Origin of the sequence: Phocaeicola sp. HCN-40430 (assembly GCF_037890285.1) — a bacterium.
GTDB lineage: Bacteria > Bacteroidota > Bacteroidia > Bacteroidales > Bacteroidaceae > Phocaeicola > Phocaeicola acetigenes.
On sequence record NZ_JBBKBS010000011.1, the window covers coordinates 67552 to 88551 of the forward strand.

The 21000-nt window shown below is 42.4% G+C and carries 18 protein-coding genes; 10 read left to right on the forward strand and 8 right to left on the reverse strand.

The window, feature by feature from the left end:
- The first annotated feature begins 399 nt into the window (after positions 1-399).
- The 8 genes from WKU26_RS06755 (at position 400) to WKU26_RS06790 (ending at position 11150) form a co-directional block, all read left to right on the forward strand.
- Complete coding sequence (locus tag WKU26_RS06755) at positions 400-3726, forward strand: SusC/RagA family TonB-linked outer membrane protein (protein ID WP_340321377.1); 3327 nt, start codon at positions 400-402, stop codon at positions 3724-3726.
- A gap of 28 nt (positions 3727-3754) precedes the next feature.
- Positions 3755-5137: a RagB/SusD family nutrient uptake outer membrane protein gene (locus WKU26_RS06760; protein WP_340321378.1), complete on the forward strand. Its 1383-nt coding sequence runs from the start codon at positions 3755-3757 to the stop codon at positions 5135-5137.
- Positions 5138-5146: 9 nt separating this feature from the next.
- Positions 5147-6229, forward strand: a complete 1083-nt coding sequence (locus WKU26_RS06765; protein ID WP_340321379.1) for a TlpA disulfide reductase family protein — start codon at positions 5147-5149, stop codon at positions 6227-6229.
- Positions 6230-6355: 126 nt separating this feature from the next.
- Complete coding sequence (locus WKU26_RS06770; RefSeq protein WP_340321380.1) at positions 6356-7231, forward strand: YicC/YloC family endoribonuclease; 876 nt, start codon at positions 6356-6358, stop codon at positions 7229-7231.
- Positions 7232-7281: 50 nt separating this feature from the next.
- Positions 7282-7845, forward strand: coding sequence for a guanylate kinase (gene gmk / locus WKU26_RS06775; protein WP_269876677.1), 564 nt, complete (start codon positions 7282-7284; stop codon positions 7843-7845).
- An 8-nt stretch (positions 7846-7853) separates the two neighbouring features.
- Positions 7854-8036 (forward strand): hypothetical protein, encoded by a 183-nt coding sequence (locus WKU26_RS06780; RefSeq protein ID WP_269876675.1) that lies wholly within the window; start codon positions 7854-7856, stop codon positions 8034-8036.
- On the forward strand, positions 8018-8608 hold the full coding sequence (gene nadD, locus WKU26_RS06785) for a nicotinate (nicotinamide) nucleotide adenylyltransferase (RefSeq protein ID WP_340321381.1): 591 nt from the start codon (positions 8018-8020) through the stop codon (positions 8606-8608). Before WKU26_RS06780 ends, nadD begins: the two co-directional genes overlap by 19 nt.
- A 28-nt stretch (positions 8609-8636) precedes the next feature.
- Positions 8637-11150 carry a zinc-dependent metalloprotease gene (locus tag WKU26_RS06790; protein ID WP_340321382.1) on the forward strand — a complete coding sequence of 838 codons (2514 nt, stop codon included), beginning with the start codon at positions 8637-8639 and terminating at the stop codon, positions 11148-11150.
- 721 nt (positions 11151-11871) lie between these two features.
- Here the strand turns inward: WKU26_RS06790 and WKU26_RS06795 are convergent.
- A complete protein-coding gene (locus WKU26_RS06795) occupies positions 11872-12693 on the reverse strand; it encodes a metallophosphoesterase (protein ID WP_340321383.1) in 822 nt (273 codons plus the stop codon).
- 59 nt (positions 12694-12752) lie between these two features.
- On the opposite strand from WKU26_RS06795, the gene WKU26_RS06800 reads away from it, so the two are divergent.
- Entirely contained in the window at positions 12753-13634 is an 882-nt protein-coding gene (locus WKU26_RS06800) for a 1,4-dihydroxy-2-naphthoate polyprenyltransferase (protein ID WP_269876670.1), read from the forward strand.
- A gap of 86 nt (positions 13635-13720) precedes the next feature.
- On the opposite strand, the gene ispF is transcribed toward WKU26_RS06800, so the two are convergent.
- Genes ispF through WKU26_RS06815 form a run of 3 tightly spaced genes read right to left on the reverse strand, consistent with a single transcriptional unit; the run spans position 13721 to position 15473 of the window.
- Positions 13721-14200 carry a 2-C-methyl-D-erythritol 2,4-cyclodiphosphate synthase gene (gene ispF, locus WKU26_RS06805; RefSeq protein ID WP_340321384.1) on the reverse strand — a complete coding sequence of 160 codons (480 nt, stop codon included), beginning with the start codon at positions 14198-14200 and terminating at the stop codon, positions 13721-13723.
- Entirely contained in the window at positions 14197-14814 is a 618-nt protein-coding gene (locus WKU26_RS06810) for a fumarylacetoacetate hydrolase family protein (RefSeq protein WP_340321385.1), read from the reverse strand. The genes ispF and WKU26_RS06810 overlap by 4 nt, the downstream gene beginning before the upstream one ends.
- A gap of 5 nt (positions 14815-14819) precedes the next feature.
- The gene (locus tag WKU26_RS06815; RefSeq protein WP_405371515.1) at positions 14820-15473 is read right to left on the reverse strand and encodes a redox-sensing transcriptional repressor Rex; all 654 of its coding nucleotides are present in this window, start codon (positions 15471-15473) and stop codon (positions 14820-14822) included.
- A gap of 201 nt (positions 15474-15674) precedes the next feature.
- On the opposite strand from WKU26_RS06815, the gene WKU26_RS06820 reads away from it, so the two are divergent.
- On the forward strand, positions 15675-16013 hold the full coding sequence (locus WKU26_RS06820; protein ID WP_178265806.1) for a translation initiation factor: 339 nt from the start codon (positions 15675-15677) through the stop codon (positions 16011-16013).
- Between the two features lie 105 nt (positions 16014-16118).
- Here WKU26_RS06820 and WKU26_RS06825 read toward each other — a convergent pair whose 3' ends face one another.
- The 4 genes from WKU26_RS06825 to WKU26_RS06840 are packed head-to-tail and all read right to left on the reverse strand — an operon-like array spanning position 16119 to position 20987.
- Positions 16119-17327 carry a DUF1735 and LamG domain-containing protein gene (locus WKU26_RS06825; protein ID WP_340321386.1) on the reverse strand — a complete coding sequence of 403 codons (1209 nt, stop codon included), beginning with the start codon at positions 17325-17327 and terminating at the stop codon, positions 16119-16121.
- Between the two features lie 14 nt (positions 17328-17341).
- Positions 17342-18349 carry a BT_3987 domain-containing protein gene (locus WKU26_RS06830; RefSeq protein ID WP_340321387.1) on the reverse strand — a complete coding sequence of 336 codons (1008 nt, stop codon included), beginning with the start codon at positions 18347-18349 and terminating at the stop codon, positions 17342-17344.
- A gap of 22 nt (positions 18350-18371) precedes the next feature.
- The gene (locus WKU26_RS06835) at positions 18372-19367 is read right to left on the reverse strand and encodes a glycoside hydrolase family 18 (RefSeq protein ID WP_445323222.1); all 996 of its coding nucleotides are present in this window, start codon (positions 19365-19367) and stop codon (positions 18372-18374) included.
- A gap of 33 nt (positions 19368-19400) precedes the next feature.
- Positions 19401-20987 (reverse strand): SusD/RagB family nutrient-binding outer membrane lipoprotein, encoded by a 1587-nt coding sequence (locus WKU26_RS06840; protein ID WP_340321389.1) that lies wholly within the window; start codon positions 20985-20987, stop codon positions 19401-19403.
- Between the last annotated feature and the right edge of the window lie 13 nt (positions 20988-21000).

Genomic DNA, 21000 nt, shown 5'->3' on the forward strand with positions numbered 1-21000 from the left:
ACCTTTAATCAGATAATACATAGCTACAAAAATTTGCTCCAAAGAAGGACAAACCTTAATAATCTTTCCGATAATTTTTTTTCACATCATTCTATTACGATACCAACTCTAATACGACTTTATCGGATAGCTTTTTCATTTCTCCTTTTGAAAAGCCATTTTCCAAAGATAAATTATTATTTTTCACAAAATGCAAGCTCTATTTATACCTATCTTCAAAAGACAATACATTTTATTTTTTTAGCAAAAACAGCGATTTAATTTCAAAATATTACACATTTTCATTATAATTTTTGTAAATTAAAATATATAAATTGCATCCATGTCAGTTGTGAGGGAAACATGAAGCACACTGACAAATAACAGACTCTATGTTTAAGTTTAACAAATCTACGGTTTATGAAGAACAATAATTTTAAAGAGAGAAGAGTAAATCGGGAAACGCATCTTCAAAAAATGAGAAAAGGTCTGTGCCTGGTAGCCTTGGGCTGTGCGTTATGCACAGGAAGCTATGCACAAAAACAAACGACCTCTCAAAGTTCAACTCCCCGAAACTTTACAGGACAAGTATTCGACAGTAAAGACGGATCCTCATTGATTGGGTGTACCGTACGCGTAAAAGGCAAGCAAACAGCTACTATCACCGACGTTAACGGAAATTACAGCATTACAGCCAAACCGGGAGATATTTTAATTATTTCTTATGTAGGTTACGAAACGGTAGAAGTCCCTGTAGGAAGTAAAAAAGCAACACAAGTCTACATGACAGACGACAGTGTACTCATGGACGATGTAGTAGTAACAGGTTATCAGACATTGAAAAAGTTCAATGTAACCGGTTCCGTCAATACTATCAAAAATGATAAAATTTCTTTGAGAAGCAGTGTAGGGTTGGCAGGAATCCTTGAAGGCTCCGTACCTGGATTAAATATCTATAACGAACAGTTCCGTATCCGCGGAGGTGCTTCTATGAATGCCGGTAACGACCCTTTGTTTATCGTAGATGATTTCGAAGTGGAAGAACTTCCCGAAAACATGGACATGATAGAAAGTATCACAGTATTGAAAGATGCTTCGGCTACAGCTATCTGGGGTTCACGTGCAGCCAATGGTGTAATTGTCATTACTACCAAAAAAGGCAAAGCCAATGACTTCAAAATATCTTACTCCAACAACTTTAAGGTTTCAGCTAAGCCCAATTTTGATGACTTACACCGTGCAAACAGCGAACAAATCATTGACTACGACAGAGAAGCCCACCTTTACGGATACAATTCAATGATGGGAGGATTCGGCTATGAAGGAAGTGGCTATTCCTTATCTCAAGAAATTCTGAACGATTATTGGGAGGACGTCATTATCGATTGGGGAACTGGTGCCGTTTCACCGATGGATCCTCAAAAGTTGGCAGAAATGGACGCTCGTCTGAATAAGCTGAAAGCCTATTCCAACCGCAAACAGATAGAAGATTACCTGTTACGCAATGCCTTCCGCCAGCAACACATGATTTCCGTTTCCGGAGGCACCGACCGTGTCAATTATTTCCTTTCAGGAAGTTTTATCGGCGGCCATTCAGAATATGTAGGCGACCAAGAACGTTCTTACAATATCAATTCCCGGATATCATACAAGTTGTTGCATAACCTGACTTTGCGCTCAGACCTGTCTGCCACATTCGATAACAACGACAACGGATATCAAAGTCTTAGTAGTGACATTTATAGTCTTTTCCCATTTCAAATGCTCGTAGATGAAGCCGGAAACCGTATTGCAGACTATACACAATTCTCACGAATGGATGCCGACAAATATACCCAAGAATATGGTTATCTGAGTTTCGGTAAAAACCTGCTGGATGAAATAGATATGGCCAACAATACAACCAAAAACACCGATTATAAAGCACGGTTTGGCTTAGATTATCGTGTAATAGAAGGCTTGAATCTTTCTGCAGATTATCAGTACGAACGTTATCAGTCGATTAACAAAGACATTCAGTCTATAAACAGTTACGGTGTAAGAGAATTGATTAACCAACATACTGTCATCGGAGAAAACGGATTAAGCTATCGTATTCCTAAAGGAGATATCTTGGACCATTCTCAAACCGATGTCGAAGCATGGACCATGAAAATAGGTGCTACCTTAAACCGCAATTTCGGTGCAGATAAACAGCACTATGTCAATGCCACTGCCGGTTTCGAAGCGCGCAGCAAACATACTACCACAGAATCATACCGCAAGTTAGGTTACAACGACCAAACTTTATCATGGTCTCCAATCGATGCGATTGATCTTGCAACCAACGGAACAACTCCACCCTGGTCCAGTAACCCCATGCGTTACTATGCGAGCAGTTACGATAAGTTCAGTGATATCTTAAACAGAGAAATCTCTTATTATTTATCGGCAGTATACACCTACGATAACCGTTATACCGTAAGTGGAAGTTTACGAATAGACAAATCCAACCTGTTTGGAGTAAGCGATAAATACAGAAGAAACCCTATCTGGTCTTTTGGTGCCAACTGGAATATCAAGAATGAAAAATTCTTCAAATGTGATGCAATCAGTGCTTTGATGCTACGTGCATCATTAGGATTAACAGGAAACTTCGACCGTAGCGGAAGAACTTCTCCTATCATGGTGGGACAGTTTATCAGCAGTGATCTGGTAGACGGTGGCGGCTATATGCGTATTACGACTCCTCCCAATCCATTACTCCGTTGGGAGCGTACACGTTCTACCAACGTGTCTGTAGACTTGGGATTATTCGACCGCATTAACACCACCCTTACCTACTATCATAACAAAGGATACGATTTGTTAGGCGAAGCCCAGCTCGACCCTACAGTAGGATATAGCGAACAACTTATCAACTCAGCCGATATGAACAACAGTGGAGTAGAAGTCCAGTTGGACGCTGATTTGATCCGCACAAGAGACTTTACATGGAATGTAGGTTGGGTATTCGGTTACAATGAGAATAAGATTATACGAAACAGCGCTCACGATTCCAGCCCTGTACTGAACCGTGTACATGGTACAACCCGCTTTGTAGAAGGATATTCCCGCGAAGGAATCTGGAGCTATCGCTGGGCCGGATTGAACGAAATGGGATTACCTCAGGCATACAAAGCAGACGGTACCAAAGTTACAACTTACGAGGATCTTACTGTAGAAGACCTGGAATACAGTGGTACTTATCAACCTAAATACTCAGGAAGCCTGTCAACCGGATTCAGATATAAAAATCTACAAGCCAACTTCCTGTTCACTTACAATTTCGGACATGTATTCCGTGTAGAATATCCAGATATGAACCCCTTCGGATCTTCTCCGGCATTAAACGAAAGAATTGCCGATCGCTGGCGTCAACCGGGCGATGAAGCCAAGACAGACGTCCCGGCAATTTGTTCCGACATGATGAACTACCTGATGACTTATCAGACAGGAGCTTCCGAACTGGCTCAATATTCATCAAACAGCATCCGAAAAGGAGACATGATTCGCCTGCGTGAAATATTGCTGAACTACGACCTTCCTAAAAAATGGTTACGTAACAGCCCTGTAAAACGCTTGTCTATCACAGCCCAACTCAATAATGTATGGTTATGGACAGCCAATAAAGAAGGATACGACCCCGAAGCTGTATCTCCTGTAAGCGGTACATTCTCATTGACCGATCCGATAGCCTTTACCTGTGGTGTGAAACTTGATTTTTAGTATTAACTTCCTTAATGAACGATATAAGATGAAACGTATAAAGAATTTTTTCTTCTTAATAGGAACAATCGCTTTATTTTCCTCATGCAGTGATTTTTTAGATACACTCCCCAAAGGAAAGGTTATTCCAACAACGGTAGAAGATTACGGAAATTTAATGAAAGACATGACTTTATCTAATGGATATAATGCCTTACCCTATTATTGCTCCGACGATCTGATGATTCCCAACCGTGCCATCAATCTGACCAACGCCTCCAACAAAGCTTATTTTTGGATGGAAGCCTTTTATCTTGACAGCGAAGACGACAGTAATTGGAATCAGACTTATAACCATCTGTTTACCGTAAACGTAGTTCTTGAGAACATCGGTAATGCTACAGAAGGAACAGAAACCGACAGACGGCGTATCGCAGCAGAAGCAAAAATCTTCCGTGCTTACTATTATTGGTATCTGCAGAGCCTATATGGTCCGGCTTACAATGCCGCCACTGCTGCTACCGACTTAAGCGTTCCTTTGGTTACAGAGCCCAACCTTGAAGCAAAACACTCACGTGCCACAGTAGAACAAGTTACAGCCCAAATATTAAGCGACTTAGAGGGTATCGACCAGGATCTTCCTGTTTTAGGAAGCAATAACTATAAACCCACCCGTGCATCCGCTTATGCCATGCGTGCACGTGTGTTATTTTACATGGGACGATACGATGAAGCAGCCACAGAAGCAGAAAAAGCACTGGAGCTGAACAGCCAACTGGAAGATATGAGAGAATGGTCCTTCCCTACTGAATTTCCATCGGGAAGTATCAACGGAAAACCGACAGACATTTCTTCTCCACAAAAAATATGGTTCCACAATGTAAATGGCAGCAGCGCATTAAGACAAATGGCCATCGGCGAAGATTTGCTTGAATTATACAAACAGAATGAAAAAGATTTACGCTTTAAATTCTGGTTCTCGAATGTAGACAACAAAGGAGAGTATTTCTATGACGAAAATACATACTGCTACATCCAGACAACTCCAAACTACAACATCGGTGTTCCGGAAATGATGCTTATCAAAGCGGAAGCCTTAGCACGCAAAAACGACAGTCAAGCTCTTGACATTCTAAATGAATTGCGCAAGTACCGATTCACTGAAGAAGACTACACCATGTTGACAAAAGATGCAGACAAGAGTCTTCTTGACATTGTTTTGGAAGAGCGACGCAGAGAATTAGTTCTCTCCGGATTACGCTGGTTCGACATGAAGCGTTTAGTAAACGAAGGTATTTATACAAAGACGCTGACCCGAACCACTCCCGACGGAACAGTACATACACTGGCTCCGGGATCCAACCGTTATTTATTCCCTATTCCACAAAGCATCATCAACAAAAATAGTAACATTGTACAAAACCCTCGTTAATATAGAAATATGAAAAAATATCTTTTATTGGGAAGTATATTATTTACAGGTATAGCCTGTACCCAACAGACGGAAAAAGAGTTTAGCATAGAAGGAACATTGGAGAAGCCTTTTACCGGAACTGTTTACTTGGGATATATTGACCAGAAATACCAAAATATAGATTCAATTACTTTATCGGGAGCAAACAGTTTTTCTTTTACTCAAGCTATCGAACACCCCGACAAGTACTATATCCGGTTCCGTCCCTATCAGTCAGGATATGAATTTATAGCAGAAGCCGGAGGAAAATATACGGCTTCTGCCGGAGCCATCGGTATACAACAGGGCGTGGAACAGAAGCTGATGAATCAGTATCTGGAAACGGTTAAGCCCCTGGAAGAAGAAAACCAGTCTCTGATGAAACAAAACCCTTCTACTCCGGAAGCTTTAGCCACATTGCAGAAACAAATGAATGACAATTTCTTCAAACGCGAAAAAGCAACCATTGATTTCATCAAAGCGCATCCTCAAAGTTATACAGCAGTCGAATTGGCCGGCAACCTGCTACTTAGAGAATATCCGGAATGGAAAGAAGTATACGAAACCATTGACACTCTCAACTATACGTACTCTTATGCATTCAAGACACTAAAAGAAAAAATGGAAGACGCACGTGTAATATGGATTCAAAATACCCAGGCACCCGACTTTACAACAACCGACATTCACGGTAAACAGGTAAAGTTGAGTGATTTCAAAGGGAAATACGTCCTGCTTGATTTTTGGGCTTCCTGGTGTCGTCCGTGCAGAGACAAGGCCAAGGAGATAAAGGCCATCTACCCACAACTCCAGAAAAGAGGTATTGTAATGTGTGGTATTAACCTGGATGAGAAAAAAGAACAATGGGTAAAAGCGACAGAAGAAGATGGCATTATATGGACCAATACAAGCGAGTTGAAACCATTCAATGACAATGCCATTTCTCAAGCTTATAAAATACGGCAAATACCGGCTTTGTTCCTCGTCAGCCCATCGGGTGAAATCATCAAGCAAAATCCGGAGATTGAATATTTGTTGAATCTGCCGGAGGTAACAAATCCGAACAAATAAGAGACATCGGACAATAGGATACAGTCCTTATCCCCTGCAAAGCCAACTGAAACCAAAAGAAATATCAGTTGGCTTTTCTTTTTTCCCGGCTTTTTCCTACCTTTGCCCGATAAAAAACTGAATATTATGATACAATCGATGACCGGATACGGTAAAGCTACCGCCACATTCGGAGATAAGAAAATAAACGTAGAAATCAAATCGTTAAACAGCAAGGCAATGGACTTGTCTACCCGCATTGCTCCATTGTATCGTGAAAAGGAAATGGAAATCCGCAACCTCATCACCAAAACACTGGAAAGAGGAAAAGTAGATTTCAGTATCTGGATTGAAAAAGAAGCTGCAGAAGCTGCTACTCCCATCAATGCTGCGTTGGTAGAAAACTATTACCAGCAGATTAAAACAATTTCCGAATCTTGTCACATTCCCGCCCCCGAAGACTGGTTCGCTACCTTGCTGCGTATGCCGGATGTACTGACACGTGTAGATATCCAGGAACTGTCGGAAGAAGAATGGAAAGTGGCTTACACAGCTATTGAAACAGCACTACAGCATCTGGTAGATTTCCGCAAGCAGGAAGGTGCTGCCCTTGAAAAGAAATTCACTGAAAAGATAGACAACATCGAACGTTTGCTGCATTCCATCGAACCGTACGAAAAAGAACGAGTGGCCAAAATACGCGAACGCATTACCGATGCACTTGAAAAAACAATCAGCGTAGATTACGACAAGAACCGTCTGGAACAAGAGCTGATTTATTACATCGAAAAACTCGATATCAACGAAGAAAAACAGCGTCTGAGCAATCACCTGAACTATTTCCGCGAAACAATGGCCGGAGGACATGGACAAGGTAAGAAATTAGGATTTATTGCTCAGGAAATGGGACGTGAAATCAACACTACAGGAAGCAAATCGAACCATGCGGAAATGCAGAACATTGTAGTGCAGATGAAAGACGAACTGGAACAAATTAAAGAACAGGTATTGAACGTGATGTAAGGACCTCTTCGTCTTCTTCCTTTAAAATTCAACTCTTAACTATCAAAAATATGGGTAAACTCATCATATTCTCTGCTCCTTCCGGTTCAGGGAAATCGACTATTATCAACTACCTGCTTTCGCAGAATCTGAATCTGGCATTCTCTATTTCGGCAACCAGCCGTCCGCCCCGTGGCACCGAACAGAACGGAGTAGAATATTTCTTCCTTACTCCGGAAGAATTCAAACAGCGTATTGCCAACGACGAATTTCTGGAATACGAAGAAGTCTATCAGGACCGATTCTACGGCACACTGAAAGCTCAGGTTGAAAAACAGCTTGCTGCAGGTCAGAACGTGATATTCGATGTAGACGTAGTAGGCGGATGCAACATCAAGAAATTCTACGGCGAACGTGCGTTGTCGGTTTTCATCCAGCCTCCTTCAGTAGAAGAACTCCGCCGCCGACTGAACGGACGTGGAACTGATACTCCGGAAGTAATAGAAAGCCGTATTGCAAAAGCAGAATTTGAGCTAAGTTTTGCCGACAAATTCGATGTAGTCATTGTGAATGATGATTTAAGCAAGGCACAGGCCGAAGCGCTTCAAGTCATCAGCAACTTTATCAATCAATAATCCGAATTATGGCTAAAAATCCAAAGAAAACATTACAGATACTCATCCTACTCAGCATTCTCATCGGACTGGTAGCAATCGCAGTGGGTATAATAGCTCTTGCCAAACAGGAATATATCATTGCCGTAGCCATGATTCTCGTGGCAGCCTGGCAAGTCGTCAACTACAAGAAATGGAAAAAAATCCTATAAGAACCGGTATATTCGGAGGTACTTTCAACCCCATCCACCTGGGGCATCTGGCCCTTGCCAATTATTTGTGCGAGGAAAACTGGGTGGATGAGCTTTGGTTCCTGATTACTCCACAAAATCCGTTTAAACAGGAACAGACCTTGCTCGATAATCATCTTCGCATGAAAATGGTAGAAGCCGCCATTGCCGGTTATCCCCGCTTTAAAGCCTCCGACTTTGAATTTACATTACCCCGTCCCTCGTATACTGTCACTACTCTACAGAAACTGTCGGAAACTTATCCGGACAGGGAATTTGTACTCATCATCGGTGCAGACAACTGGGCTGCATTCGACAAATGGAAATCTCCCGAAGAGATTCTCCGGAATCACCGGATACTGGTTTATCCGCGTCCCGGATACGAAATCAATCCTCATGAGCTTCCCGCACAAGTCAAAGCTGTAAACACACCCTTGCTTGAAATCAGTTCTACTTTTATACGCGAAAGCATTGCTTCCGGTAAAGACATACGCTACTTTCTTCATCCTGAAGTGTACCGGTTCATCAAGCAACACCAGCTATACAACAAATAAAACGATATAACAACAAAACCATCAAAGTATGAAGACATCAAAACTACAAGCCTTTGCACTGGCCACTCTGTTGCTATCTGGAGCAGTAACCGGTGCAGAAGCTAAACTCATCAAGAAAAAAAGTAAGAAAGCCAAGACTGAAAAAGTCATGCCACCCAGACCTCAGAACATGATGAAGCCTGGTCCGAAACCTTATAACAGTATTATTACTCCCCAAGCTGCTTCTACAAACGGGTTTCTTACCGTGCACAAGGTAAACGGCAAATACTATTTCGAAATACCCGACTCTTTGCTTCAAAAGGATGTGCTGATTGTCAACCGAATCAGCAAAGCTCCTGCTTCAAAAAACAAATCGAAAATAGGCTATCCGGGAGATATCTTGAGAAGTAAAGTAATACGTTTCGAGAAGAACGGAGAAAACAGAATCTTCGTCCGTGAAATGTCGTACCGCGAACGTGCTACCGACAAAGAGGGGATGTATACTTCTGTCATGAATTCGAACATACATCCTATTGTCGCCACATTCAACATAGAAAGCATCCGAAAAGATTCTGTGCGCTGCAACTATGTAATAGAAGCCGGAAGCTTTATACAGAAAGAAAATCCGCTGTTCTCTATCGACAGCGATTCAAAAGAGGCTATCGGACTTCTTAACATGATTCCGACGGCCAGCTACATCAACAGTCTGACCGCTTTCCCTCAGAATATCGAAATCAAGACTACTGCCACTTATCTGTGTAAAAAAGAAAAAAGACCTATCAGTCCGCTGGAGACCGGAAGCCCCAACACTCCACTGACCTACGAGCTGAACAGTTCGCTGATTCTGCTTCCGGAAAAACCGATGAAGCCTCGTCTGTACGACCCGCGCGTAGGTTTCTTTACAGTAGGATATACCGATTTCGACTCTAATCCACAGGGTATTGAATACAAATATCTGATTACCCGCTGGAGACTGGAGCCTAAAGACGAAGAAGCTTATCTGCGCGGCGAACTGGTAGAGCCTAAAAAACCGATTGTCATCTATATCGACCCGGCGACTCCCAAGAAATGGGTTCCCTATCTTATTCAGGGTGTAAACGACTGGCAGGTTGCTTTCGAGCAGGCAGGATTCAAGAATGCTATCTATGCCAAGGAAGCTCCGGCAAACGACCCGAGCTGGAGTCTGGAAGATGCACGCCATTCGGCTATCGTCTATAAGCCGTCGGATATCCCTAATGCAAGCGGACCACACATCAACGACCCCAGAAGTGGAGAAATTATTGAAACCCACATCAACTGGTATCACAATGTGATGAGCCTGCTGCGCGACTGGTATATGATTCAGGCAGGTACACTCGACGAAGCTGCACAAAAAATGCAGTTCGATGATGAACTGATGGGACAACTTATCCGCTTCGTTTCTTCACACGAAGTAGGTCACACTTTAGGTTTACGCCATAACTTCGGAGCGTCTCATACCATACCGGTAGAAAAACTGAGAGACAAGGCATGGGTAGAAGCCAACGGACATACTCCTTCCATCATGGACTATGCCCGCTTCAATTATGTAGCCCAACCGGAAGACAGTATCGGCCGCAGCGGTATTTTCCCACGCATCGGTATGTACGACAAATGGGCCATTGAATGGGGATACAGATGGTTGCCTCAGTTCAAGACTCCCGAAGAGGAAACAGCCTTCTCCAACCAGTCTATTATCGCCAAACTGAAAGAAGATATCCGCTATACATTCGGAACAGAGAGTGACTCGAACGATCCGAGAAATCAGAATGAGGATTTGGGAGACGATGCAATGCTGGCAAGTGCATACGGTATCAAAAATCTTCAGCGCATCGTACCGCAGATATTGAAGTGGTCTTACGAACCCAACAAATCGTATGCCGGTGCAAGAACGATTTACCAGAATGTTGTCAACCAGTATTCACGATACATGGGACATGTGACCAAAAACGTAGCCGGTATTTACAGCAATCCGATTATGGTAGAACAAACCGACATGGTAGCTCAGGAATTCGTACCTGCTTCTATCCAGAAACGGGCTGTTGCGTTCCTCAATGAACAGTTGTTCACAGCTCCTACCTGGCTGATTAATCAGGAATTAATGGAAAAAGCAGGCATCAACCCTATCAATACCATCTGTACGATACAGGCCAATATCCTGTCGCGTCTGATCAGCAAAGCTACGCTCAACAAGATGATGATGAACGAAGCTGCAAACGGACGTAAAGCCTATACGGCACAGCAGATGTTCAGCGATTTGAGAAAGACTATCTGGACCCGTACTGCACAGGCCGACCTCTACAAACGCAATACCCAGCGTGTATATGTAGAATCGCTGATTAAGTTGTTGGATAAATCACAAGCTCCTGCCAAACCCGGAGTACAAAGAAACTATTTCTACTCGGAAGCTCCTGCCATGGCACGTGGCGAACTGATTACCATTAATTCTATCGTCAAGAGCGCAGCTGCTTCTTGCAGTGGCATACAGAAAAGTCACTACCAGAATCTGCAGGCTATGATTGAAGAGGCACTGAGCAACAAATAAAAACCGTTGCTTTTCCTTATACCAAAGACCGTATTTCTATCGTATCTTACCGGTGGAATACGGTCTTTTTTATTTCACCGACTCCTGCTACTCCAGCTCAAATTCCGAATCAGAAAGATACTGAAAAGCCTTTCCGGCTGACACAAATCGAAAAAACAGGCATTACTGCTAACGCAACTTTTTATCAAAACAAAGCTTCACGATGAAAAACAGCGAAAAATCAGGACAAAAAACGTCCATAAAACATGCTGCTCAACATATTTACACGACTGTTCACAGCCGGAAACGATACAGGTAAAAGAGGCTGATGATACAAGTATCGATGGGTTACGCGATTAGTCGCGTTGTACTGCGTGACTATTCGTGTGAAAAACCGCAACAAACGGGAGTTGTTTCTCCCTTTGAGTGCTCCTTTTTATACAAAAATTAACAATCGGAATTCTTTTTCGCCTCCCTGTCAGTCTCAACCACAATCTGACAAAAACATACGAAATAAGAGTATTCCATTACAAAAGAAATAAATACATCAAATTATCCCTTCATATACACAGAGAAAAGCGTAGTATGCTATCTTTTCAAATTCTGTCAATCGCGAAAAAAGCGCATTTTTTTCACCAACTATTTACCGGGGTACAAATACAGCCGTGTAGAAGCATCTGATTTGACAGATTGTCATCGGGCAACAAAGCCTTTGGATTACAAGAACCGAAGTAACATTCTGTCACTTCTTATGCAGTACCACCACTACCACCTCACTCGGTGTAAACAGGCGTATATCCTTGCGCGAAGTTCCCAGGCCATTGCTGATAATTACCGGTATCCCTTCCGAATTATGTTTCAATCCGGTAAGAAAACGGTTGCCGTATTTGGAGAAATGAGCCGGAGTATACCGGCGAAACAAGCTGACCTGTCCTCCATGCGTATGACCGGCCAATACCACATCGGTATTCGAAACATCGACATCTTCCACATAGTCGGGTGTATGCACCAGCATCACCACAAAATCGTCGGGACACAAAGCCAAGGTGGGCGATACTCCGTTCTGCTTCAAATCGAAGGGATTCCGTACTCCGCTAAGCAAAATGAACGCATTCCCCCGAAACAGCGTATCGGTCTGATGCTCCAGCAAGCAGATTCCTGTACGCTCCATTTCGCGCCGTACCCATTCTCCGTTTTCACCTCTGTCGTGATTTCCCATTACTGCATACGTACCATAAGGAGTCTTTACCTCAGACAATGCATCGAAAAGCTCCGTCAGATTACCGCCGTTGCGCCCACGGTAGTCTCCTCCCAGCAGCAAGACATCGGCATCTGCAGCCTGCAAGGCACGCACCATCCCTTGCAGACGTTTTGCTGTAAAACGGCTTTCATAATGGAAATCCGTAGCAAAAGCGATACGGAATCCATCGAACGAATCGGGCAACTGTGTACTGTATATGTCATACTGCTTGATACGGCCTACTCCCTTATAACGGGAAAAAGAGGCTGTAGCACAAGAAGAAAGCAGGACAAGCGTCAAAAAGAAGAATAAGACTTTTTTCATGCAGCAAAAGTAGTGAAAAAATCCTACCTTTGTCTTCGTGAAACTATTATAAAAAAACAATGAAACAAAACTCGATAAAGGCATGGCTGCTGGCTTCCCGCCCCAAAACACTGACCGGAGCAGCCATTCCGGTCATGACGGGATGTACACTGGCATACATCTACGGTTTCTTCAATCCGATACCGGCTGTGCTCTGTTTTCTGTTTGCATTCCTTATGCAGATAGATGCCAACTTTATTAACGACTTGTACGACTTTCTGAAAGGAACCGACCGTGCCGACCGGTTAGGACCGGAACGTGCCTGTGCCCAAGGATGGATTAGCCCCGAAGCCATGAAAAAAGGAATTCTTGTGACTACCATCCTTGCTTCCCTCACCGGCGTAGGATTGCTTTGGTACGGAGGATGGGAAATGATTCCGGTAGGTGTATTGTGTATACTCTTTGCTTTTCTTTATACTGCAGGGCCTTATCCGCTGGCCTACCATGGATGGGGGGATGTACTGGTGCTGATTTTCTTCGGTTTTGTACCGGTAGGATGTACGTTCTATGTCATGGCACACAGTTGGAACCTTTCTGTAACCTTTGCTTCTTTGGCCTGCGGACTCCTTATCGATACCCTGCTGATGGTAAATAACTTCCGCGACAGAGAGCAGGATGCCATCAGCGGAAAAAGAACACTGGTAGTACGGTTTGGTGCCCGTGCAGGATTAATTGCGTACTTCCTGCTTGGAGTCATAGCCTGCTGGTGCTGTTTCTATTTCCTGTGGATAGGGAAAATATATGCGGTGATACTCCCTCAGCTTTATCTGCTTCTGCATATTCTGACCACAATGAAAATGGCACGTATCAACCGCGGAAAAGAGCTGAATCTGATTTTGGGAGAAACATCCAGAAACATGTTTCTGTTTGCCTTGCTGCTCACCATCGGGCTGCTATTGTAAACAGACTCTGTCTTCATAAAAAACTCAGCATTCATTCCCTCACCGGAAATGAAAGCTGAGTTTTCTGTTTTTTATCGCAATAGCTATCAGTCTTTTTCTATCAGCACAGTAGCATAGGCCGAAATACCTTCTTCACGTCCGGTAAAGCCCAGCTTTTCGGTTGTAGTAGCCTTGATGGAAACATCTTCCACATCAATATTCATCGTTTTGGCAAGTACCTCCTGCATGGTTGGAATATGTGCTTTCAGCTTCGGGCGCTCGGCACACACTGTAGCATCTATATTTCCCACACGATACCCTTTTGTGGCAATCAGCTCCACTGTCTTGGCCAGCAAAATCTTACTGTCTATATTTTTGAATTCACCGGCATTGTCGGGAAAATGATAGCCAATGTCGCGCATATTGGCAGCTCCCAGCAACGCATCGCAAATTGCATGAATCAATACATCGGCATCAGAATGTCCGAGCAATCCCAACTCATGCTCCAGCTTGATACCTCCCAGCCACAAGTCGCGTCCTTCCACCAGACGGTGAACGTCAAAACCAAATCCTACCCGTATTTTCATCGTATATAAAAATCTAATACTTTCTTATCTTCCAAATATCCTTCCAAATGATTTCCTATCTTCACCTGACCGATACCAACCGGAGTTCCGGTAAAAATTAAATCGCCTATCTTCAAGGTCATAAAACGGCTGATATAGGCAATAAGTGTATCGATATGGAAAATCATGTCTTTGGTATTTCCGGCCTGCACGGTCTGTCCGTCGATATCCAGATGGAAGCCCAACTGCTGCACATTATCCAGTTCGGTGACAGGAATAAAATCGCCGATAGCAGCCGAATTGTCGAACGACTTGCACAGCTCCCAAGGCAAGGCTCCGGCACGAAGTTTTTTCTGTAAGTCACGAGCGGTAAAGTCAATACCTACCGTCACCGCATCGTAATAACGGTGGGCAAACCGTTCGGAAATATTCTTTCCCAAGCGGTTGATACGTACAACCAACTCTGTTTCATAATCTACCTGCTGGCAGAAATCCGGAATAAAGAACGGTTTGCTGTCTTTCAGCAAAGCCGAATCGGGCTTCATAAAAACCACCGGTTCCTGAGGTACAGGCTCATCAGCATGCAATTCCTTGCAATGCAATGAATAGTTCATGCCTATCGCTATAATTTTCATGAGAATTATTTCTTTATAGTTTCATTCAAACGATTGAACATCACGGCCAAATGAGCATACAATGATGTATTTTGTACGACAATATGTTCGGGCACCCGGATACGGAATGGAGTAAAGTTCCAGATGGCACAAATACCTCCCTCTACCATCTTGTCTGTGATTTCCTGCGCAATGTTAATGGGGACTGTCAGTATTCCAATATAGACTCCATCCTGCTGTCTTCTGCTCTCGAATTCCGAAGAGTGATAAATAGGAATACCGTTGATCTCTGTTCCTACCAGATTAGGATTCACATCGAAAGCTCCTACAATCTCCAGTCCGAAATGAGACAGACCGGAATCACGCAACAAGGCTCCTCCCAGACTTCCTACTCCGAACAAGTAGGCCTTGTGAGGATTGGTAAACCCCAGAAAGTCTTCCAGCACCTGAATAAGGCGGTCTATTTCATATCCTACTCGCGTGCGGCCGGTAACGGCTACATACGACAAATCCTTCGCGATTTGTGAAGCATCGATATTAATCTGCTTGGATATTTGTGTAGACGAAACATACTTTTCCCCTTTCTCTTTCATCAGTTTTACATTCGAAAGATACCAGGGAAGTCTGCGCAAGGTAGGCTCCGGAATTTTATCCATATTTTTACGTATACGTTCCGCCATATAGATTTGCTGTCTTCATCTGCAAAATTAATCTATTTATTTGTAACGCTACATAGGTTTTCGAAAATATTCTTAAACGAAAACGACCTGTAATATTGAAAATAAATACATCTTACAAATAAAAACGGCCGGCAGATATCAATGCTTCTTGCTTCATGATAAAGAATCAAGTATATTTGAAGCCGTAAAAACAACATGTATATGAAAAATAACGATTGGAAAGAACGGTTGAATATAGTATATTCTACCAATCCGGACTTCAACTACGAAACAAACGAAGAAGACAGTTGCGAAACCCTCGACAAGAAGCAACAGAAGCTCCGTGTATCTATTGAGAAGAAAGGGCGTGGCGGAAAAACAGTCACACTCATCACCGGCTTCATCGGAAAAGAAGAAGACCTGAAGGAACTGGGAAAACTGCTGAAGACCAAATGCGGTGTGGGTGGTTCTGCCAAAGATGGAGAAATTATTATTCAGGGAGAATTCAAACAACGCATCATCGAGTTATTGAAAGCAGAAGGATACTCACAGACAAAATAGACTGATGTTTCCATAAAAACAGAGCAATAAAAAACTGAGAGCTATTCACATAGCCCTCAGTTTTTTATTGCTTAACCTTATCGTATAAAAGTTGTTTAAAAAATATCAGAACGGACATTTCTGGTTGTCCACCCATTCAATAGCCTTATACGGATGAGCATTGTAACCGTGACCGGTCATATCGAGCACAGTACCGTCATCCTGAGTTTCTCCATTGAAACGCCAGTACGCCACCAGTCCTTCGCTTGTTGGATCTACATAACAGATACCGTCTTGCAGTTCGGCCGGAGTACGTGCCACATTCCAAACACGGCACTCACTGATATAACCGTCGAAGAAACGCTGATAACCTACAGAACGACCAATAGCGAATGTATCTTCCCAAGTATGTCCATCGTATGCCATACTCAAGTTAATGGTACCACCGTTATTGGTTTCCACAAAGTGAATCTGTTCACCGTCCAGGTATACACGGAGATACTGACCGTCGTACACTGCAGCAAAGTGCAACCAATGTCCGGTTTCAAATTCTTTTTCTACCCATGATTCATAATGGTCTTTCTTGTCAGGATGAGAAGCAGCACCAATAGAACCTTTACACAACTGCAATTTGTTGGTCGGGTTACCGGCACCATCTCCAAAACGGAACAGGAAGTTTTCTTCACATCCGCACAAAGAACTGATACCGTTTGCACTACTTGGTGTATTCGGGAAAGATACCGGAAGCACCTTCATTTCCAATGTCATTTGGCTCAAAGCTTTTACCGGACTATCTTCTCCGGCAAAACCCGGAATGTCGAAACAATTGTTTCTATGCAAGTAAGCAGCTTTCACAGTGATTACTTTAGTCAGCATGACATACGCAGTACGAGAAGTTTCCAACACTTTCAAGTCTTCTCCTTCTACAGAAGTGATAGAGATAGGCAAACAGTAGGATACTCCTTCCTGCAACTGTTCAGAATCGGCACTGATTTTAATCTGAGTAGACTGTGTCTTTCCTGAATTGATTACTACTTCTGTACCCTCGATGGTATAGCTGCCTTCCGGTGGCAATATACAATTTCTACCAGTAGATGCATTGAAATCGGCAAGTAACTCAGGAGCTTCTTTCAAACCAATCTTTACATCGGCACCTGTTTTATTGGTAGAAGTTACGGTAAGTCCCATACTAGACTGCCCGTCCACCAGGAAACGGATATTAGACGATTGCAAAGTACCTGTCATATAAACCGCATCACCGAAATCGGGTGCCTTTTTACAGCCGGTTACTCCTAAAAGTAATACTAAAAAACAAAAATATATATACTTTTTCATACCTAAAAAACCTTTTATTTTACATATACATTAAATTCTCCAATTGTAATTGAAGCTTCCTCACCATACCAATTAGAAATAACAGGAATTTCTGCCCGAATATAACGCATAGGAACAGGAGCGTACAACACCACATTTTTTCCATTTACAGATGGTACTGTTCCCAATTCCTCCCAGTCTGTTCCGTTTTGGCTATATTCCATCTTAGTTCCTTGAGAGAAAGAACAATAATCATACCAGCCATAATAAGAATACCATGCAGTAACAGCAGTTACATTCTGAGTTTTCTGCATATCGAATACAATATGGAATGGCTGACTGGATGATGCAGACCATTCAGAAGAAGAATTTCCGTCAAAAAGCGAGGAAATTTCACCATTAACAGTGACTCCATCTGATTCTTCAACATATGCAGTCCATCCGGTACGTTCTGAAACTAATGCACCTTGTGTATTTTGATCTGAAGCACTATCATCAATCATTCCGGTTTTCACTTCTACCCCTGCAACTAAATAGGAATTACCCATATTAGTACTTACAGCAGTATTACCACCTTCCGCACTTACCAGTTTTACAGGAATAAGATATCCCGTTTCACTACGCAACTGTGACACAACCTCTTCATTGATGGCTAAATGTAAAGAATCAGCAGAATAATATGATCCAGCCGGTATTGTAACGGTTTGATTTTCTATAACTAAAGCCTGTTCAGGTAAAGCCTCATAATTGGTTCCATTAGCAATATTATAGGCATCAATAAGAGAATTATCAATAGCTAAAGTTGCTTTTATAACTTCCGAATGTCCCCGAGTTACATAAGCCGGAATTTTCAAATCAAATGAACTGGTACTCATTACCGGAGTATGCACAATCAGAAAATCATTACCTGTATACGGCTTGATGTATACACGATTCATAGAATCACCGGGAAAGTCGTAAGACTCATCATCGTTACAGGAGGTAGTACCCAATACAGAAAGTACACCTGCAACCATATAAAATAATATTCTATTCTTTTTCATAAGTTTCTTTCAAGCAATGAAATTAATAAACTGCAGGATTTTGAATTTGAATACATTCACGGAAACGTTTGTAAGGATACGGATTGTTTTCATGCACATTATAATCTCTATGAATAAAGAAAGCACCGAATCCTCCCTTACGACCTTTAGAAGGCTGATAACGTGCCTGCTCATACATATCACTCATTGTACCTTGCCAGCCATCTCCCATATTACAGCAGAACACAACCTTTTCAATAGGCCATCCACTGCTGGTACCTCCACCATACGCTTGTTTAAAGTAATAATTGCAGATATCATACAGTTCGGATGAAGGATCACCCGGTGCGTCTACACACAGCATTTTGTTAGTATCTGTTATACCTGTACCGTATCTTTCCTGAATAAGTTTCAAGCGTTCTTCCTTTGTAATATCAGGGTTAGGTCCCATGTATTTAGACAGATACTTCATAAAATGTACGAAGTAATCTCCACTCAGGAAGTCGCCTTCCGGTTCATAGTCAGCATCAAAACCATCCAGATCATTCAAGAACACCTGATCAAGGAAATACTCTGCATACATTTCAATCGCTCTCAGAAGAGCTTGTTCTCTTTCTTCACCGGCCGGCATCTGCTTTGCTTCGTTATAAGCTTGTTTAAATGCATGGTCGTCTGTTTCTGCATCAATACGTGTAATGGCAACAGCCAACATTTTAGTACCTTTCACCTTCTGAACGAAACGAAGTTCTTCCCAAATATCCGTTCTCTCTTTGGCAGGAATACCTCCCCACAATGAACAGATATCCAAGCTATCAGGCAACCCCATAAAACGAACGGCCATAGAATTCTGCTGCCCATATTGAGAAAACCATCCGAAAGAAATGGAATGATCGCTGGCTTTGTAATCACGTAAATTCTGGTAATATTGATCACCGTATGTATAAGGATTCTGAATTGAAGTAGATTCTATATCTGTATCGCATGAAGATATCAGTCCACATGCCACAGCAGAAAGAAACAAGGTTTTTATCGTTTTCATCATAATTTCATCTAATTAATTGTACATCCATTATTATCTTCTTACATCCCACCAGAGACGAGTACCGGCACTATCACCACCACCGCCTAACAAGGATACAGCATTCTGAGTATTCTGGCTATTATCTGAATATTCGGTTGTAGGGAATTTCAGGCGACTGATCAACTCACCTTCTGCTACTTCCGACTGGTATCCGTAAGAAGCAATTCGAACGAATCCCGGATATCCGGTACGACGCATTTCACTCCAAGCTTCCTGACCGTCTGGATAAAGAGCAATCCACTTCTGAATCATGATACGTTCCAGTTTCACTTCATCAGAAGCACTGTCATCCCATGCAACGCATAAATTCGACAAATAACTCTTTACATTAGTAGAGCGGTTGGTTACCGGGTCCATATACGATTCAAGAGGAAGACTTTCATTATCTGCAATATAACTATCATATCCTGTAGCACCTTTCGACTGGAACGAAGTCTGTATACCCTTTTCGTAATAAGTCTGCACAGTTTCGCTTCCCAATCCAAGTCTCAACTTAGCCTCAGCAAGCAAGAAGTAAGCTTCCGATGCATCCATCCACTGCATATTGCTGTTTTCATTAAAGTTCAATCCAGATGCAGCAGCAATATAGTTATCCTTAGAAATGTTAGTCATTCCATTTCTCACTCCATGATATTTACCGTCATTGGATGCAGAACGGAAATAACTGGAAACACGCGGGTCGTTATAGCCATTCAAATAACAGTCCATTGTAGCTCCCATGCGAATATCCTGGAAACTTTCACTGATTTCCCACAATGGATTGACAAAAGAGAATGATGTAGTCTGATGCAAAATAGCAGAATCATCTGCAGAAGTCATCAATCCAGAAGCATGATTGATAGCTTTCTCTGCTTCCAAGCGTGCTTTAGCCTCATCCACAAAAGATACACGCATAGCCAGGCGCAAACGCAGTGTATTGGCAAACTTAATCCACTTGCCTACATTTCCACTATAGATATAATCATATTGCTCCATGTATGCCGATGAATTACTATTATTATAATCAGTCAATATAGTAATGGCATCATCCAACTCATCGAAGAACTGATAATATATATCTTTCTGACTGTCGTAAGGAACCTGAGTAGTTGTACCGAACTGACTGTAAGGAATTGGTCCGTACATATCAGTTATTCGGCTCATACCCAAAACTTTCACAATATTAGCCAGTGCTCTGGTCGGAGATGTTTCCTCTGTGACATCAGCAATCGACTTCCAGGGCTGCATGATATAAGTATATGCATCTTTAAAAGCTGCATTATACCAGTCTTTATAAAGAGCATAATGGTCGTTGTGATAAGTGGTATAACTAAATGTATTGATATTGGCTACAAAACCAGAAAAGATATCTCCAGTCATCACTTCTGTGATCTGATACTCACCTCCCAATCCTGTTCCATCCGCACTTTTTCCAACAATAAATACTCCTCTCAACATTTGGGTGAAATAAGCTCCGGTGTTCAGATTATCCTGCTGCATTTGATCCGGAGTTACTTCATTGGGGTTTATATTCCAGTTTTTGAACTGATCGGTACAAGAAGACAAAGAAAGTATACCAGCCAACATTATACTGCTCACAGTTCTTGTGTGT

Coding starts and splice junctions, on each gene's coding strand:
- WKU26_RS06825 (WP_340321386.1), bottom strand. CDS start 17,327: ATGAAAAAGTATATATATTTTTGTTTTTTAGTATTACTTTTAGGAGTA.
- WKU26_RS06795 (WP_340321383.1), bottom strand. CDS start 12,693: ATGAAAAAAGTCTTATTCTTCTTTTTGACGCTTGTCCTGCTTTCTTCT.
- WKU26_RS06760 (WP_340321378.1), top strand. CDS start 3,755: ATGAAACGTATAAAGAATTTTTTCTTCTTAATAGGAACAATCGCTTTA.
- WKU26_RS06810 (WP_340321385.1), bottom strand. CDS start 14,814: ATGAAAATTATAGCGATAGGCATGAACTATTCATTGCATTGCAAGGAA.
- WKU26_RS06780 (WP_269876675.1), top strand. CDS start 7,854: ATGGCTAAAAATCCAAAGAAAACATTACAGATACTCATCCTACTCAGC.
- ispF (WP_340321384.1), bottom strand. CDS start 14,200: ATGAAAATACGGGTAGGATTTGGTTTTGACGTTCACCGTCTGGTGGAA.
- WKU26_RS06790 (WP_340321382.1), top strand. CDS start 8,637: ATGAAGACATCAAAACTACAAGCCTTTGCACTGGCCACTCTGTTGCTA.
- nadD (WP_340321381.1), top strand. CDS start 8,018: ATGGAAAAAAATCCTATAAGAACCGGTATATTCGGAGGTACTTTCAAC.
- gmk (WP_269876677.1), top strand. CDS start 7,282: ATGGGTAAACTCATCATATTCTCTGCTCCTTCCGGTTCAGGGAAATCG.
- WKU26_RS06765 (WP_340321379.1), top strand. CDS start 5,147: ATGAAAAAATATCTTTTATTGGGAAGTATATTATTTACAGGTATAGCC.
- WKU26_RS06755 (WP_340321377.1), top strand. CDS start 400: ATGAAGAACAATAATTTTAAAGAGAGAAGAGTAAATCGGGAAACGCAT.
- WKU26_RS06815 (WP_405371515.1), bottom strand. CDS start 15,473: ATGGCGGAACGTATACGTAAAAATATGGATAAAATTCCGGAGCCTACC.
- WKU26_RS06830 (WP_340321387.1), bottom strand. CDS start 18,349: ATGAAAAAGAATAGAATATTATTTTATATGGTTGCAGGTGTACTTTCT.
- WKU26_RS06820 (WP_178265806.1), top strand. CDS start 15,675: ATGAAAAATAACGATTGGAAAGAACGGTTGAATATAGTATATTCTACC.
- WKU26_RS06800 (WP_269876670.1), top strand. CDS start 12,753: ATGAAACAAAACTCGATAAAGGCATGGCTGCTGGCTTCCCGCCCCAAA.
- WKU26_RS06835 (WP_445323222.1), bottom strand. CDS start 19,367: ATGAAAACGATAAAAACCTTGTTTCTTTCTGCTGTGGCATGTGGACTG.
- WKU26_RS06770 (WP_340321380.1), top strand. CDS start 6,356: ATGATACAATCGATGACCGGATACGGTAAAGCTACCGCCACATTCGGA.